This window comes from Rhizobium sp. AG207R, from assembly GCF_027109195.1.
GTDB classification, from domain to species: Bacteria; Pseudomonadota; Alphaproteobacteria; order Rhizobiales; family Rhizobiaceae; genus Rhizobium; species Rhizobium dioscoreae.
This window is the reverse complement of record NZ_JAEPVT010000002.1, coordinates 138192-153811: the sequence shown is the minus strand read 5'-3', so window position 1 is coordinate 153811 and position 15620 is coordinate 138192. Positions and strand designations below refer to the sequence as shown.

Below are 15620 nucleotides of genomic sequence, written 5' to 3'. Positions count from 1 at the left end.
GATTTATTCCTGATTCTGGCGGTAGGGGGAAGGGCAAGCCACTATTTACGGCTGTCTTGGGAACAATAGGCAAGATCGGGAACGGCAGTGGGCATCCAAAACGCCGGCTTCCATCCTTCAATTCGACGGCAGGTTTGCCGCCGTCACCTGCCTCGCGTTGCAGTACAGTTTCCGGGAGGGTTGGTCACTCAGGCGCAGTCATGCTGCGATGCTCCGCCGTCGCCACCTTCTGCGCGCCGAGCGGTGTCGCCGCCTTCAGCCTTTCGCCGATATCGCGCAGGATATTCGTGGAGTCTACCGAAAGCGAGCGCGGGCGCACCAGCGGCGGCAGGGCGCTACTGGCGGGGTCGGCGGGCTTCTTGGCCGCAACTGTTTGCGGCTTCTGCACGGGGAAGGGGTTGGTGATGCCCGGGATCGGCTTCAGCACGATGCCCTGATTGGCGTAATCCATGATCTTCTTGAAGGTCATGGCCGGCAGCGTGCCGCCCGTCATGTTGTTCGTGGAGGTATAGTCGTCATTCCCGAACCAGACAGCGCAGGTGTAGTTGCCGGTAAAGCCGATGAACCAGGCGTCACGATAGGCCTGCGTGGTGCCGGTCTTGCCGCCGACCACGATGCCGTTGTCGAGGGCTGCTTTGCGGCCGGTGCCGATCACGGGAACCTGCGTCAGCATCTGGTTCATGTATGACGTGGCTTTTTCGCTCAAAACCCGCTTGGCTGGCGCCTCGTCCCGGCCGAAATCGTAGAGCACCTTGCCGTCATAGCCGGTGATCTGCTCGATGCCGTGGCGGCGCGACTGCATGCCGTTGGCCGGAAACACCGCATAGGCTGTCGCCTGATCGAGGACGGTTACTTCCGATGTGCCGATCGGAATGGTCTTGTCGTTGCGGATCGGCGTTTCCACGCCCATGGCCTTGGCCATGTTACGGATCGGCTGAATGCCGAATTTCTCCTTGGCGAGCCGCACGGGGATAGTGTTGATCGATTGCGTCAGCGCCTGGGTGAGCGTCACCTTGCCTTCGTAGCGGTTTTCGTAATTATGCGGGCTCCAGTTGCCCCAGCTGATCGGCGCATCGACGATGGTGGAGGTGGGCGTCATGCCGTTTTCCATCGCGACCGAATAGGTATAGATCTTGAAGGACGAACCGGGCTGGCGCAGCGCCTTGGTCGCGCGGTTGAACTGGCTTTCGCCATAGTCGCTGCCGCCGACCATGGCGCGCACAGCGCCGCCATTTTCGATGACGACGGAGGCGCCCTGTTTGGCCTTATAGCGCTCGCCGAACTCCATCAGGCTGGATTGAACCGAATCCTCCGCCGCCTTCTGCAGCCCCATATCGATGGTGGTGCGCACGATCAGCGAGCGCTCGGGGAACCGCGTAGCAAGCCTCTGCACTTCATCGAAGGCCCAATCGAGGAAATAATCCGGGGATTCGATCTGAGCTCGGTCGACCACCGAAGCCGGGTTGCGTCGCGCGGCGATCACTTGTCCCTCGGTCATCAGCCCGCTTTGCACGAGATTGGACAGCACGTCGTTGGCGCGGGCGCGCGCCGCCGGCAGGTTGACGTGCGGCGCATATTTTGCCGGCGCCTTGAAGAGGCCGGCGAGCATCGCGGCTTCCGCCAGATTGACGTCAGTGATGCTCTTGCCGAAATAGAATTGCGCCGCCGCCGCTGCGCCGAAGGTGCCGCCGCCCATATAGGTGCGGTCGAGATAGAGGCTCAGGATCTCCTTCTTGGAGAGATTGGCCTCGAGCCAGATCGCCAGGAAGGCTTCCTTGACCTTGCGTTCGATGGAGCGCTCATTGCTGAGGAAGATGTTCTTGGCAAGCTGCTGCGTCAGTGTCGAGCCGCCCTGAACGACGCCGCCGGCCTGCGCATTGACGGTGACCGCGCGGAACAGGCCGATGACGTCGATGCCGAAATGGTCGAAGAAGCGCCGGTCCTCGGTCGCCAGCACCGCCTTGACGAAATAGTCCGGCAGCTGGTCTACCGGCACGGAATTCTCGTGAATGATGCCGCGATGGCCGATGACGTTGCCGTAGCGGTCGAGAAAGGTGACGGCGAAATTGCCGCGGTTGCGCCAGTCGCCCTGCGTCGCCTCGAAGGCCGGCATGGCGAGCATCAGCATGACGACGGAGCTGGCCGTCCCCAGCGTCAGGCCTTCACCGAGCAGTTCGAAAAAGACGCGTTTCCAGCCGCGAACGCGGAAGCGGCGGAAGAAGATGGTGATCTCCTCCCATGCCTCGGCGAGACCGAAGCCTGCATTCCACAACGTGGAGTCGATCCATGAATCAAGGCGCAAAAAGAAATAGCGCTTGCGACGCCGCGGCTTCTCGGCCCCGTTATCCTTAGGCGTCTCGGGCTCCATCTTCGGCCCGTTTTCTGGATTGGATGGGTCTTCCACGCTCTACTTCCCGACCACATTACTGCCGCGTGTCTCCTTGTGGCACACGCAAAGCCCATTATCTCATAGAACGGCTAATTGAATAATTGGTTGATTTAGAGAAAAGAACAAGAGACATGCATGCCGCAGCCCGAATTCCCTTTGCCGGGTGGCGAGGACGACGATGATGACAGACGAGATACCCTTCTGGAAAAGCAAGACCCTGGCGGAAATGAGCCCGTCGGAATGGGAAAGCCTTTGCGACGGCTGTGGCCTCTGTTGTCTCAACAAGCTCGAGGAGTGGGATAGCGGCGACGTCTATTTCACCTCGATCCGCTGCAAGCTGATGGACGGCGAAAGCTGTCGTTGCACCAGCTACCCGAACCGCTGGGATTTCGTGCCCGACTGCGTACAGTTGACGCCGGAGAAGGTTCCGGAACTGGAATGGCTCCCGCCCACCTGCGCCTATCGCCTCGTCAATGAGGGCCGGGATCTCTACTGGTGGCATCCGCTGATCTCGGGTGATCCGGAAACAGTGCATATCGCCGGTGTTTCCGCCCAAGGGCGCACCGTCAGCGAGAACGATGTCGATCTTGACGATTTCGAGGATTATGTCGTCGACTGGCCACTGACCATCGAGGATGACATGATGCCTAATCCTCCGGCAAAGCCATAGATTTCGACGCCACATTTCGCCAAGCCTGGCGCAAGAGCCTTTTAATCTCCTCGTTTCCGGCATCGCGATGGAAAAGTCGCGTCCATCCTTTCTGGCCCCAGCTGCCGGGCACAGCGGCGACATGCCTTGGCATGATGGCCGAAGCCATCTGCTGCTGGTCGGGCGTCAGCTTGACGACGCAGAAATCCGGTTCGCGAAGTGTCATGAAGATTTTGCCCCGCACGCGAAAGTCACGGGTGCCGAAATGCGAGCCCTCTGCCGTTTCAGGCAAGCCGAGGGCGAGGGATGCAAGCTCCTCGTCGGTCATGGCCGCGACAGTATCATCTCCTTCCATGCAGTAAATGGAGGCTTGAAAAGGGTGCGACCAAACGGTTCTACGACGAGATGGTGAGTTTATTGAATTGAGCCTGTCCACATGGTATCGCGCGGTGCCCTCGCATATGCACAAGGAGCCGCCGCGTGATCCGTCATATCGTCTTCTTTACCGTTCCCGATCGCGCCAAGCTTGAGGAGGTCCGTTCCGGCCTCTCGATCCTCACGGCCATTCCGCATGCGCGGCTTTTGGAGATCGGCACGAACGTCAAGACCGATCAGCTCGGAACCGAAGTCGATCTTGTGGTCTACGGCGAATTCGACAACGAGGCGGCATTGGCGGCTTACAAGGCCCATCCGAATTACCAGCGCTCCATCGAGCGCGTTCGGCCGCTGCGCGAAATGCGCATTGCCGCAGATTACGAGACGGCGACGGCCGTCCGTGAACCTTTCTGAATGTCGGGCGCGGGGGCAGAACTATTTCCCGCCAGTCCTTTCAATGGATTGAGCATGCAAGCGGAATCGGATTGTCCGCGACCGGATTCTCGGCTTGAGGTTCTTGAATCAACTTTTGAAGCTCCGGACTCAATTTGAGAGGAAATCGCGGCAAGCGATTCAAAGGACTCAAGGAAATCATCACGCCTTATGCCGATAAGGCGTCTCCAGGCCAGTTGCATTGGTCACGGGAGGGCGCGGTTCATCTCGCCGACATGAACCGATGATAAGCAAGAATGATTAAAAATGGCTGAGCTGGCGGCTCCGCGCGTAGTGCTCGCGAAGCCGGGCATGCATCGGTCCACTCATATCGCCGATAGATTGTATCGATGCCGCGTTCTGAAGCGACAGACGGTTGCTGTCCTCACGCTGCAGCGGATCCACATTCAACAATTTCAAATGCTTAGAAAATCCTCTGGACGACCCCTGCGCCCGGCTGGCCGAAAATTACAGCCCATTCATTTGCCATTCAGACGTGTTTGGGTAAATAATCGGCCAAGTTCATATCCCTGTGGGAAGTCCGAAGCATGGCCTCATTTTCAAGCATAGCAGCAGCGGCCCTCGTCCTGGCCGGCTCGTCTGTTCTGCCGGCGCCAGCGCCGACGTCGACCCTGGTCGCGCGCGCCAACAGCGATTGCAGCGAGGCAGCCGAGGAAGTCGTCGCCAAGACCGGTGGCCAGCTTCTTTCCGCACAGCCGTCCGGCGACAGCTGCATCATCACCGTTCTCGTTCAGGGCAACGGGCAGCGCCCGCGCAAGGTGACGATGAAGGTGCCGATGTGATGCCAGGGCATGTGGGTACCAACCTAAAGCCTTGAATCTCACACAAAATCTTATTGTTTCCGTGATTCCACTGCAGCGTGATTTACAGTACTGTTTCTCGAACCGGGGAAATTGGATTCAGAGATGCGCATTCTCATAGTCGAAGACGATATCAACTTGAACCGCCAGCTTGCCGAGGCCTTGAAGGAGGCGGGCTATGTGGTCGATACGGCCTTTGATGGCGAAGAGGGGCATTTCCTCGGCGACACCGAACCTTATGACGCGATCATCCTCGATATCGGCTTGCCTGAAATGGATGGCATCACCGTGCTTGAAAAATGGCGCGGCGCCGGACGCACCGTGCCCGTTCTGATTCTGACCGCCCGCGACCGCTGGAGCGACAAGGTGGCAGGCATAGACGCGGGCGCGGACGATTATGTCGCCAAGCCTTTCCACGTCGAGGAAGTGCTTGCCCGCATCCGCGCGCTCATCCGCCGCGCCGCAGGCCACGCCTCTTCGGAAATCGTTTGCGGCCCGGTGCGGCTCGACACCAAGAGCTCGAAGGCGACCGTGGACGGCAAGCCGCTCAAGCTTACGTCTCATGAATATCGGCTGCTTGCCTATCTCATGCATCACAAGGGCGAGGTCGTCTCACGCACCGAACTGGTCGAGCATATGTACGATCAGGATTTCGACCGTGATTCCAATACGATTGAAGTTTTTGTCGGACGCCTTCGCAAGAAGATGGGCGTCGATTTGATCGAAACGGTCCGTGGCCTTGGTTACCGCATCCAAGCAGCGACCAATGCGAATTAAGTCGCTCACCGCTCGCGTCCTGCTGCTGACCACGCTTTGGTCGGCGGTGGCGCTGGTGGTGATCGGGCTTGTCATCTCCGATATCTACCGCAAGAACGCCGAGCGCGGCTTTCAGGATCTGTTGCGGGCGCAGCTCTATAACGTCATCAACTCCGTGACGATCGGTGATCAGGGTGCGCTGTCAGGCAGTCCGCAGCTTGGAGACCTCCGTTTCTCACAGCCGAAGACCGGCTGGTATTGGATAGTCGAGCCGCTCGGCACATATACGTCAAACCCCTTGGTTTCGTCGTCGCTCGGCGCGTCAAACCTGCCGGTTCTATCCGTGCTGGAAGCGCCTTTCGATAAGAATTACGAGCGCTATTATATCGTCACCGACGCCTTCGGAAATCGCGTTCAGGTGGCGGAAACCGAAATCCAGTTCGATACGGACCATGCGGCTCGGTTTCGCGTGACCGGCAATGTCGCCGTGGTTGAAGATGACGTGCGCAATTTCTCCCACAGCCTCTATTTCGCGCTCGTCGGCTTCGGCGTCGGAAGCTTGATCGTCAATGCGCTTGCCATTCTCTACGGTCTGAAGCCGCTCGATAAGGCGCGGGCCGCGCTGGAACGCATCCGCGCCGGTGAAAGCGAACGCCTGCAAGGCGATTTTCCGCGTGAGATCCTGCCGCTTGCCAATGAGATCAATGCGCTGATCGACAGCAACCGGCGTATCGTCGAGCGCGCCCGCATGCAGGTGGGTAATCTCGCGCACTCACTGAAAACGCCGATTGCGGTTCTTCTGAATGAATCCCGTGTCCTTGAGCGATCGCATGGCGATCTGGTGAAGAACCAGGCCGAGGTCATGCAGGGGCAAGTGCAATCCTATCTCAATCGTGCCCGCATCGCCGCCCAGCGCGAATCCGTGCTGGCGCGCACCGAAGCCGAGCCGGCGCTGGAGCGGCTGGTCCGCGTCATGCGGCGGCTGAACGCCGACAAGGAGTTCGAACTCTCCGTCTCGCCCAATCTGGCGCTCGCCATGGAGCAGCAGGATCTCGAGGAGACGGTCGGCAATCTCCTCGAAAATGCCGCTCGCTTTGCCGAACACAAGGTGCGTCTGGTTGCAAACGAAGCGCCCGCTGAAGTCAAGGGTATCGATCCGGCGCGGCGCCATTGGGTGGAACTGGTGGTTGAAGACGACGGCCCAGGGCTGGAGCCGGATCAGATCCGCGAAGCCATGAAACGCGGGCGCAGACTGGACGAGAGCAAGCCCGGCACCGGTCTCGGCCTGTCGATCGTCAGCGAGATCACGAATGAATATCAAGGCCGTTTCGAGCTCTCCCGGGGCAGCTGGGGCGGGCTTCGCGCGAGCCTAATTTTGCCGGGCCTGACGAAGGATGTTGCGTGAGGAACGGCATGATGCCAAAAAGGCGTTGTGGGTCATGATGATGCCGCAGCGCAGTACCTATGGTTTTGCTTTTTGATACTGGTTCGGTTGTATGAAGCTTCGTACCTTTTTTCTGGTCATTCCCTCTCTTTTTGCCGCGCTTGCGCTTTCTGGTTGCTCGACGACAAGCGGCCTGGGGGGCAGCAAGAGCCTGTTTTCGTCCGCGAAGCCTCCGGCCTCAGCGACCTTCATCGATGCTCTTGATGGTGGTATCGTCGAGCGCACCGGCATCAAGCTGAGCGACAACGACAAACAGCGTGCGCTGGAAGCGGAATATCGTGCCCTCGAAACCTCGCCTCTCGGCCAACCTGTGGCATGGAAGGGCAGGAATGCAAGCGGCGAGGTTGTTCCCGCTGCGCCCTACCAGGTTGGCTCGCAGAATTGCCGGCAATATACGCATACGGTCACGGTCGACGGCAAGCCGGCGACTGCGAGGGGCGCGGCCTGCCGCAATGACGACGGCACCTGGACGCCGCTTGAATAGGCGTCTGCACTGAAAGGCGCGGCCAAACGCCTCAAATCTTCGTCAGATAGCCTTTCCCGGTTGGAATAAGCGCCCCGTTAAAGTATTGGGCGTCTATGCTGTTCTGGATTCTCGTGGCCGTTCTTACGGCGGTTGTCGGCGCTGTGCTCCTCTATCCCCTTCTGCGTGGTGCGAAGGAGGCGGAGGACCGTCGTTCCGGAGAGGCCGAGGTCTATCGCGATCAGCTCAGCGAACTGGACCGGGACCTTGCCAGCGGCCTCATCTCCGCGCAGGAGGCCGACTATGCCCGCGCCGAAATCGGACGGCGTCTCATCGCTGCCGCCAAGGACGAAAAGACGGCAGCGAAATCGCCTGCACATGGCAGTTACCGTCTTGCTCAGGCCTTCATCATCGTCCTTCTTCCGGCCGTTGGTCTCTGTCTCTATCTCGTCAATGGCGATCCCGGCCTGCCGGCGCAGCCGCTGGAAGCGCGGCTGGAGAAGCCGGGAAACGATCTCGCCATCTCGATCGTCAAGATCGAGCAGCATCTGGCCAAGAACCCGGATGATGCCAAGGGCTGGGAGGTCCTGGCACCGATCTATTTCAAGACCAACCGTATCGGCGACGCCGAGCTTGCCTATCGCAATGTCATCCGCCTGCTGGGACCGAACGCAGCTCGGCTTGGCGATCTGGGCGAGGTGCTGGTCGTGAAGGCCAATGGCATTGTGACTGCGGAGGCGCGCGAGGTGCTGCAGCAATCGCTGGCGCTCGATGCCACCAATCCGCGCACGCTTTTCTACCTGGCGCTGGCACTGGAGCAGGAGGGCAAGGCGGCCGATGCGAAAACGGCCTTTGAGGCCCTGGCAAAACAATCGCCGCCCGACGCACCCTGGCTTGCCGCGGTCAATGAGCATATCATCAAGAATGGCGGTCAGGCGATGGCATCCGCCAATGACAATGCACCCGGCAATCCGACCCCGGAGGATGTCGCTGCGGCCAATGCGCTGAGCAGCGGCGATCGCCAGCAGATGATCCGCGGCATGGTCGACAGCCTCGATGCCAAGCTCAAGCAAGATCCGAAGAATTTCGAGGGCTGGATGCGGTTGATCCGCTCCTACGCCGTGCTGAATGATCGGGAGCGCGCGGCGGATGCATTGAAGCGCGGTCTTGCGGCCTTTCCGGCCGATGGAGGAGAGGGCCAGCAGCTTCTGGCGCTGGCGAAGGAATTGGGACTGCCGACGGAGGTGACGCAGCAATGACCCGCAAGCAGAAGCGTCTGGCCGTGATCGCCGGCGGCATGGGTTTCATCGCCGCCGCCGTGCTGCTCGTGCTGTTCGCCTTCAGTCAGTCGGTCGCCTATTTCTATATGCCGGCGGATCTTGCCAAGACACCGGTCAGTGCCGGGACGCTGATCCGCCTCGGCGGCCTCGTCGGTGAAGGCTCGATCGTGCGCGGTCAGGGAACGCAGGTTCAATTCTCGGTCACCGACGGCACCGATACGATCAAGGTCAAGTATGATGGCATCCTGCCGGACCTGTTCCGCGAAGGGCAGGGCGTCGTCACCGAAGGCAAGTTCGAGCAGGGCAGTGACGTTTTCGTTGCCGACAGCGTGCTCGCCAAGCATGATGAGCGTTACATGCCGAAGCAGGTCGCCGACAAGCTGAAGGCTGATGGCGTCTGGAAAGGCGAGGAGGCCAGCCAATGATCATCGAGCTCGGACACTATGCCCTGGTGCTGGCGCTCGCGACCGCGCTGATCGTCTCCATCCTGCCTGTTGTCGGTGCCCGGCGCGGGGACGTGTCGATGATGGATATCGCCCCGGTCGGCTCCATCGTCATGTTCCTGCTCGTCGCCTTCTCCTTCGGCGTGCTGACCTACGCCTATGTCGCCTCCGATTTCTCCGTCCTCAATGTCTGGGCCAATTCCCATTCGCTGATGCCGCTGATCTTCAAGATCTCCGGCGTCTGGGGCAATCACGAGGGATCGATGATGCTCTGGCTGCTGATCCTGGCCCTGTTCAGCGCGTTTGTCGCGCTCTTCGGGCGCAATCTGCCGGATGTACTGCGCGCCAATGTACTGGCTGTACAGTCGTGGATCTCCTCGGCCTTCCTTGTCTTCATTCTGCTCACCTCCAATCCCTTCATTCGGCTCAACCCGGCGCCGGCCGAGGGCAAGGATCTCAATCCCGTTCTCCAGGATATCGGTTTGGCGATCCATCCGCCCTTGCTCTATCTCGGCTATGTCGGCTTCTCCGTCTGCTTCTCCTTTGCTGTCGCCGCGCTTCTGGAAGGTCGCATCGATGCCGCTTGGGCACGCTGGGTCCGGCCTTGGACGCTCGCCGCCTGGAGCTTCCTGACGCTCGGCATCGCCATGGGCTCCTACTGGGCCTATTACGAGCTCGGCTGGGGCGGCTGGTGGTTCTGGGATCCGGTGGAAAATGCCTCCTTCATGCCCTGGCTCGCCGGCACGGCCCTGCTGCATTCGGCGCTGGTCATGGAAAAGCGCGATGCCCTGAAGATCTGGACGGTGCTTCTGGCGATCCTGACGTTTTCGCTGTCACTGCTCGGCACCTTCCTCGTGCGTTCCGGCGTGCTGACCTCCGTCCATTCCTTCGCCAGCGATCCGACGCGCGGTATCTTCATTCTCTGCATTCTCCTGATCTTCATCGGCGGGGCTTTATCGCTTTTTGCGCTGCGTGCGCCGAAGCTTGCTTCCGGTGGATTGTTCGCGCCGATCTCGCGCGAGGGCGCGCTTGTGCTGAACAACCTGATCCTCACGGTCGCCTGTGGCACGGTTTTGACCGGCACGCTCTATCCGCTGGCGCTTGAAACACTGACCGGCGACAAGATTTCTGTCGGCCCGCCCTTCTTCAACATGACGTTCGGGCTGTTGATGACCCCGATCCTCATCGCTGTGCCATTCGGGCCGCTGCTCGCCTGGAAGCGCGGTGACCTGCTCGGCGCACTGCAGAGGCTCTATCTCGTGGCAGGCCTAGCCTTCCTGGCCGGCCTTGCTCTGTTTTACATCGAGCATGGCGGCCCCGTACTGGCCGCTCTCGGCCTTGCCGCCGGCTTCTTCCTGGCCTTCGGCGCCTTGGCCGATCTCTGGTATCGCGCCGGCGTCGGCAAGGTGGCGGCTGGTGTCGCCTGGCGCCGCCTGAGCGGGCTGCCGCGCTCTGCCTTCGGCACCGCGCTTGCCCATGCCGGCCTCGGTATCACCGTACTCGGCATCGTCGCTGTGACGACCTTCGAGGGGGAACACATCACCAGCATGAAGCCGGGCGAGGTCGCAGAGCTTGGTGGCTACAGCTTGCGCTTCGATGGAGTGCAGCCGGGCGTCGGCCCCAATTTTACCGAGGATCGCGCCCACTTCACCGTTAGCCGTGGCGGGGTTGCCTTTGCGGAGATGTCGTCCGCCAAACGCGTCTTTACCGCAAGCCGCACGGCGACCACCGAATCCGGCATTCTCACGCTCGGCCTCAACCAGCTCTATGTGTCGGTCGGCGACGCCAGCAAGGATGGCGGCATGGTCGTGCGCATCTGGTGGAAGCCGTTTATTCTTTGCATCTGGCTTGGCGCGCTCATCATGGCGGCCGGCGGCTTCGTGTCGCTCAGCGACCGCCGCCTGCGCGTCGGCGCACCGAGCCGTAAGGCGAGGCCCGTTCGCCCAGCGATGGAGCCGGCAGAATGAACAGCGATCGGCCGATACTGTGCTTTGCCGGCATCCGCAGTCTTGGTGGCGCCATGCGGCTGCTTCTTTGCCTTGTTGCGATTCTGGCGCCGATGAGTGCCTTCGCCGTCAATCCCGATGAAGTCCTGTCCGATCCGGCCTTGGAGGCACGGGCGCGGGCGATCTCGGCGGAGCTGCGCTGCATGGTCTGCCAGAATCAATCCATCGATGATTCCAATGCCGATCTTGCGCGGGACCTGCGCTTGCTGGTGCGCAAGCGCCTGACCGATGGCGACAGCGATCAGCAGGTGCTGGATTACATCGTCTCGCGCTACGGCGAGTTTGTGCTGCTCAAGCCGCGCTTGAGCGAGAAGACATACATCCTCTGGGGAGCACCGATCGTGCTCTTCGTAGCAGGCGGATTGGCCCTTGCCTTTTACGCGCGCCGCCGCGTCGGCGAGCCCACCGGCAGCGCTTTGAGCGCCGATGAAGAGGCGCAGCTTAAAGATATCCTCGGAAAGTGACCCGACTGTCGTCTTTCGTCATAATGTTGCACCGATACCTTACATTACGAATTTTTCATGGGGCGGACAGTTCGTTGTAAGGTGCCGTGCCCTATATCTTCATTATGGCGCAACACAGCCGGTTTGGCCGGCGCAAATCTGACGAGAAAAGAGAAGGTAATTCGCATATGTTCAGGAATATCAAGGACACTTTGTCCCGCAGCACCGCTATGAAGGCTTCCGTCGTCGCCGGCCTCGCTGTTGCTGCCCTGGCAACGGGTGTTCCGGCCGTCGTTACCGGTGCCTATGCCGATGCCGTCAACGTTCAGGCGCCGCAGGTTCCGAGCTTTGCCAATGTGGTCGACGCCGTATCGCCGGCCGTCGTTTCGGTCCGCGTCGAATCCCGTGTCAATCCGGTTGCCGATGACGACGATTCCTTCGGTCTCGGCCGCGGCTTCGATGATCTTCCGGACGATCACCCGTTGAAGAAGTTCTTCCGCCAGTTCGAGCAGCAGCAGGGTCGCGGCCAGCAGCATGGTCAGAACCAGCAGAAGAATTCCGATGACAAGGGTCGCCTGCGTCCGGTCGCTCAAGGATCCGGCTTCTTCGTCTCCGAAGACGGATACATCGTCACCAACAATCACGTCGTTTCCGACGGTGCCGCTTTCGTCGTCGTCCTCAATGACGGCACCGAGCTTGACGCCAAGCTCGTCGGCAAGGATAGCCGCACCGACCTCGCAGTCCTCAAGGTCGATCCTAAGGGCAAGAAGTTCACCTATGTCGGCTGGGCCGATGATTCCAAGGTCCGCGTCGGCGATTGGGTCGTTGCCGTTGGCAACCCCTTCGGCCTCGGTGGCACGGTCACCGCCGGTATCGTCTCGGCTCGTGGCCGCGACATTCATTCCGGCCCCTATGACGACTACATCCAGATCGATGCGCCGGTGAACAAGGGCAACTCGGGTGGCCCGACCTTCAACCTCAACGGCCAGGTGGTTGGCATCAATACCGCGATCTTCTCGCAGTCAGGCGGCAGCGTCGGCATCGCCTTCGCAATCCCGGCGACCACCGCCAAGGACGTCGTGACCGACCTGATCAAGACCGGCACGGTTTCACGCGGCTGGCTCGGCGTTCAGATCCAGCCCGTCACGAAGGACATCGCCGAATCGCTCGGCCTTGCCGAAGCAAGCGGTGCTCTGGTCGTCTCCCCGCAGGATGGTTCGCCTGGCCAGAAGGCCGGCATCAAGAATGGTGACGTCGTCACGGCGGTCAATGGCGATCCGGTCAAGGACCCGCGCGATCTCGCTCGTCGCATCGGCGCCATGCAGCCAGGCTCCAAGGTTGAGGTTTCGCTGTGGCGCGGCGGCAAGTCCCAGTCGGTCACGGTCGAACTCGGCACATTGCCTGCCGATCAGAACCAGGCTTCCAATGACGACTCGCAGCCGGATCAGCAGCCGCAGCAGCCGTCCTCCGAGAAGGCGCTGGCTGACCTCGGTCTCACCGTCGGCCCTTCCGACGATGGCAAGGGTGTTGCGATCACCGCGGTCGATCCCGACTCCGATGCCGCCGACAAGGGCGTGAAGGAGGGCGAGAAGATCACCTCGGTCAACAACCAGCAGGTCTCGAACGCCGGCGATATCGCCAAGGTCATCGAGCAGGCGAAGAAGGATGGCCGCACGCGCGCCCTGTTCCAGATTCAGTCCGGCAATGGCAGCCGCTTCGTCGCTCTGCCGATTAATGCCGGTTGATCCTTTAAACGAATGAAATGAATCAGGAAGCCGCGCAGGCCACGGCTTGCGCGGCTTCCTTTTTAGAACATGTCAAGATGACTGGCTCCAAGGCAGGTGAAAGATGACAACCGCTGGCCAACATGCCGTGAATTCCTCCGATTCTGGTTGTGCCGAGGCAGCCTCGGCAGGTAATGTCGCCCATATGAAGATTCTGATCATCGAAGACGATCTCGAAGCGGCGGCTTATCTCACCAAGGCGTTTCGCGAGGCCGGCATCATTGCCGATCACGCGAGCGATGGCGAGAGCGGTCTCTTCATGGCCACTGAGAACACCTACGATGTCGCCATCATCGACCGCATGCTGCCGCGCCGCGATGGCCTCTCCGTCATAAGCGAATTGCGTCGCAAGGGCGTGCACACGCCGGTTCTGATCCTTTCTGCGCTCGGTCAGGTCGATGACCGCGTCACCGGCCTGCGCGCCGGCGGCGACGATTACCTGCCCAAGCCCTATGCCTTCAGCGAGCTTCTGGCCCGCGTCGAAGTGCTCGGCCGCCGCAAGGGGACGCCGGAACAGGATGTTCTTTATCGCGTCGGCGATCTGGAACTGGACCGCCTCTCGCATGAGGTGCGCCGCGGCGGCAAGGAAATCCTGCTGCAGCCGCGCGAATTCCGCCTGCTGGAATATCTGATGAAGAATGCCGGCCAGGTCGTGACCCGCACCATGCTGCTGGAAAATGTCTGGGATTATCATTTTGATCCGCAGACAAACGTCATCGACGTCCATGTCTCGCGTCTGCGCTCCAAGATCGAGAAGGATTTCAGCCAGCCGCTGCTGAAGACGATTCGCGGCGCCGGCTACATGATCAAGGACGAGGGATGAGCCGCTTCCGCGTCCTCTTCAAGTCCACCGCAGTCCGCCTTTCCGCCCTCTACATCCTTCTTTTCTCGCTTTGCGCCGCGACGCTCGTCTTCTACGTCACGGCCATGTCCGAACGGCTGCTGACGGGGCAGATCCGCGATGCAGTCCAGCAGGAGGTCAGTCAGGTCAAGCGCGCCTACGACATCGGCGGTCTGAACCTGCTTCTGCGCACCATGGAGCGCCGCGCCCGTCAGCCGGGTGCCAATCTCTATGTCATTGCCGGGCCATCGGGCGATATCCTGGCCGGCAACGTCGCCTCCGTGCAGCCCGGTGTGCTCGGCCAAGCCGGCTGGACGGAGTTGCCCTTCTCCTACGAGCGCTACACCGACGCCTCCAACGATCCGGAGCGCCGGCATCTGGCAATTGCCAATATTTTCATTCTCGACAACGGCTTGCGCATCCTGATCGGCCGCGACCTCGGCGAGCCCGAGCGCTTCCGCGTGCTGGTGCGCCAGGCGCTGATGCTGGCGCTGGCTATCATGGGGCTCGGCGCACTGGTCATCTGGTTCGGCATCGGCCGCAACGCATTGAAGCGCATCGACCGGATGACGGATGCCAGCCGCAAGATCATGGCGGGCGATCTTTCGCAGCGGCTGCCGGTCGGTGGTTCCGGCGATGAGTTCGACCGCATGTCCGCCTCGCTTAATGCGATGCTCGAGCGCATCGAGAAGCTGAACGAAGGGCTGCGGCAGGTCTCCGACAATATCGCTCATGACCTCAAGACGCCGCTGACGCGCCTGCGCAACAAGGCCGCCGATGCGCTCGACAGTGCCGACAGCGAGGGGCGTCGTGTCGCCCTTGAGGGCATTATCGGCGAATCCGATCAGCTGATTCGCACCTTCAATGCCCTTCTGATGATTTCCCGCGTCGAGGCGGGGTCGGTAGCGGCGGAAATGACTGAAGTCGATCTCTCTTCCATCGTCGCCGATACGGCCGAACTCTATGAGCCGGTCGCAGAAGAGGCGGGTCTGACGCTGACGGCCGATATCGAGCCGAATGTCGAAATTCAGGGCAATCGCGAGCTGATCGGTCAGGCACTCTTCAATCTCATCGACAATGCCCTCAAATATGCGACGGGCTGCAACGGCGAGCAGACGATCACCTTCAAGCTGGCGCGCACCAACGACGCCGTGACGCTCGCGGTCGCCGATCATGGGCCAGGCATTCCCGCCCATCAACGTGCCGATGTGGTCAAGCGTTTCTTCCGTCTGGACGAAAGCCGCTCGAAGCCGGGAACAGGCCTCGGCCTTGCACTGGTGGAGGCTGTCATGGAGCTGCATGGCGGTCGGCTTGAGCTTTCCGATACGGTCCCCGACAGTCCCGACGCGAAGGGATTAACGGTCACCATGATCTTCCCCATGCAGAAACAATAGGTTAATCCTGCACTAGAGCCGGATGATTTTAGGTCGAAACGACCTGAAATCTGAATCCGCTCTAGCGTCAAAGAAGTAGAGCATGATGTTATCCGAAAAC

Annotated in this window: 15 protein-coding genes; 13 read left to right on the top strand and 2 right to left on the bottom strand. The window is 60.7% G+C overall.

What is annotated here, in order from left to right; genetic code table 11:
- Positions 1-184: 184 nt before the first annotated feature.
- Complete coding sequence (locus JJQ51_RS04650) at positions 185-2404, bottom strand: transglycosylase domain-containing protein (RefSeq protein WP_113330799.1); 2220 nt, start codon at positions 2402-2404, stop codon at positions 185-187.
- A 166-nt stretch (positions 2405-2570) separates the two neighbouring features.
- Here JJQ51_RS04650 and JJQ51_RS04645 point away from each other — a divergent pair, with 166 nt between their 5' ends.
- Positions 2571-3059, top strand: coding sequence for a YcgN family cysteine cluster protein (locus tag JJQ51_RS04645; protein ID WP_113330850.1), 489 nt, complete (start codon positions 2571-2573; stop codon positions 3057-3059).
- Here the strand turns inward: JJQ51_RS04645 and JJQ51_RS04640 are convergent.
- Positions 3037-3366, bottom strand: coding sequence for an MmcQ/YjbR family DNA-binding protein (locus JJQ51_RS04640; protein WP_113330800.1), 330 nt, complete (start codon positions 3364-3366; stop codon positions 3037-3039). The genes JJQ51_RS04645 and JJQ51_RS04640 overlap by 23 nt on opposite strands.
- A gap of 152 nt (positions 3367-3518) precedes the next feature.
- On the opposite strand from JJQ51_RS04640, the gene JJQ51_RS04635 reads away from it, so the two are divergent.
- The 12 genes from JJQ51_RS04635 (at position 3519) to JJQ51_RS04580 (ending at position 15520) form a co-directional block, all read left to right on the top strand.
- Positions 3519-3827, top strand: a complete 309-nt coding sequence (locus JJQ51_RS04635) for a Dabb family protein (RefSeq protein WP_113330801.1) — start codon at positions 3519-3521, stop codon at positions 3825-3827.
- A gap of 566 nt (positions 3828-4393) precedes the next feature.
- Positions 4394-4648 (top strand): hypothetical protein, encoded by a 255-nt coding sequence (locus tag JJQ51_RS04630; protein WP_075852053.1) that lies wholly within the window; start codon positions 4394-4396, stop codon positions 4646-4648.
- Positions 4649-4771: 123 nt separating this feature from the next.
- A complete protein-coding gene (locus JJQ51_RS04625; protein WP_113330802.1) occupies positions 4772-5443 on the top strand; it encodes a response regulator transcription factor in 672 nt (223 codons plus the stop codon).
- The gene (locus JJQ51_RS04620) at positions 5433-6827 is read left to right on the top strand and encodes a sensor histidine kinase (RefSeq protein ID WP_113330803.1); all 1395 of its coding nucleotides are present in this window, start codon (positions 5433-5435) and stop codon (positions 6825-6827) included. Before JJQ51_RS04625 ends, JJQ51_RS04620 begins: the two co-directional genes overlap by 11 nt.
- A gap of 91 nt (positions 6828-6918) precedes the next feature.
- The gene (locus tag JJQ51_RS04615; RefSeq protein WP_183813272.1) at positions 6919-7350 is read left to right on the top strand and encodes a hypothetical protein; all 432 of its coding nucleotides are present in this window, start codon (positions 6919-6921) and stop codon (positions 7348-7350) included.
- Positions 7351-7445: 95 nt separating this feature from the next.
- Positions 7446-8588 (top strand): c-type cytochrome biogenesis protein CcmI, encoded by a 1143-nt coding sequence (ccmI, locus tag JJQ51_RS04610; protein ID WP_183813270.1) that lies wholly within the window; start codon positions 7446-7448, stop codon positions 8586-8588.
- Positions 8585-9034 (top strand): cytochrome c maturation protein CcmE, encoded by a 450-nt coding sequence (gene ccmE / locus JJQ51_RS04605; protein WP_183813268.1) that lies wholly within the window; start codon positions 8585-8587, stop codon positions 9032-9034. The genes ccmI and ccmE overlap by 4 nt, the downstream gene beginning before the upstream one ends.
- Positions 9031-11019 (top strand): heme lyase CcmF/NrfE family subunit, encoded by a 1989-nt coding sequence (locus JJQ51_RS04600; RefSeq protein ID WP_269244384.1) that lies wholly within the window; start codon positions 9031-9033, stop codon positions 11017-11019. The genes ccmE and JJQ51_RS04600 overlap by 4 nt, the downstream gene beginning before the upstream one ends.
- A complete protein-coding gene (locus JJQ51_RS04595; RefSeq protein WP_442967285.1) occupies positions 11016-11522 on the top strand; it encodes a cytochrome c-type biogenesis protein in 507 nt (168 codons plus the stop codon). The genes JJQ51_RS04600 and JJQ51_RS04595 overlap by 4 nt, the downstream gene beginning before the upstream one ends.
- 167 nt (positions 11523-11689) lie before the next feature.
- The gene (locus JJQ51_RS04590) at positions 11690-13246 is read left to right on the top strand and encodes a Do family serine endopeptidase (protein WP_113330810.1); all 1557 of its coding nucleotides are present in this window, start codon (positions 11690-11692) and stop codon (positions 13244-13246) included.
- Between the two features lie 103 nt (positions 13247-13349).
- Positions 13350-14108 carry a response regulator transcription factor gene (locus JJQ51_RS04585; protein WP_069616091.1) on the top strand — a complete coding sequence of 253 codons (759 nt, stop codon included), beginning with the start codon at positions 13350-13352 and terminating at the stop codon, positions 14106-14108.
- Entirely contained in the window at positions 14105-15520 is a 1416-nt protein-coding gene (locus tag JJQ51_RS04580) for a sensor histidine kinase (RefSeq protein WP_113354028.1), read from the top strand. The genes JJQ51_RS04585 and JJQ51_RS04580 overlap by 4 nt, the downstream gene beginning before the upstream one ends.
- Positions 15521-15620 lie beyond the last annotated feature (100 nt).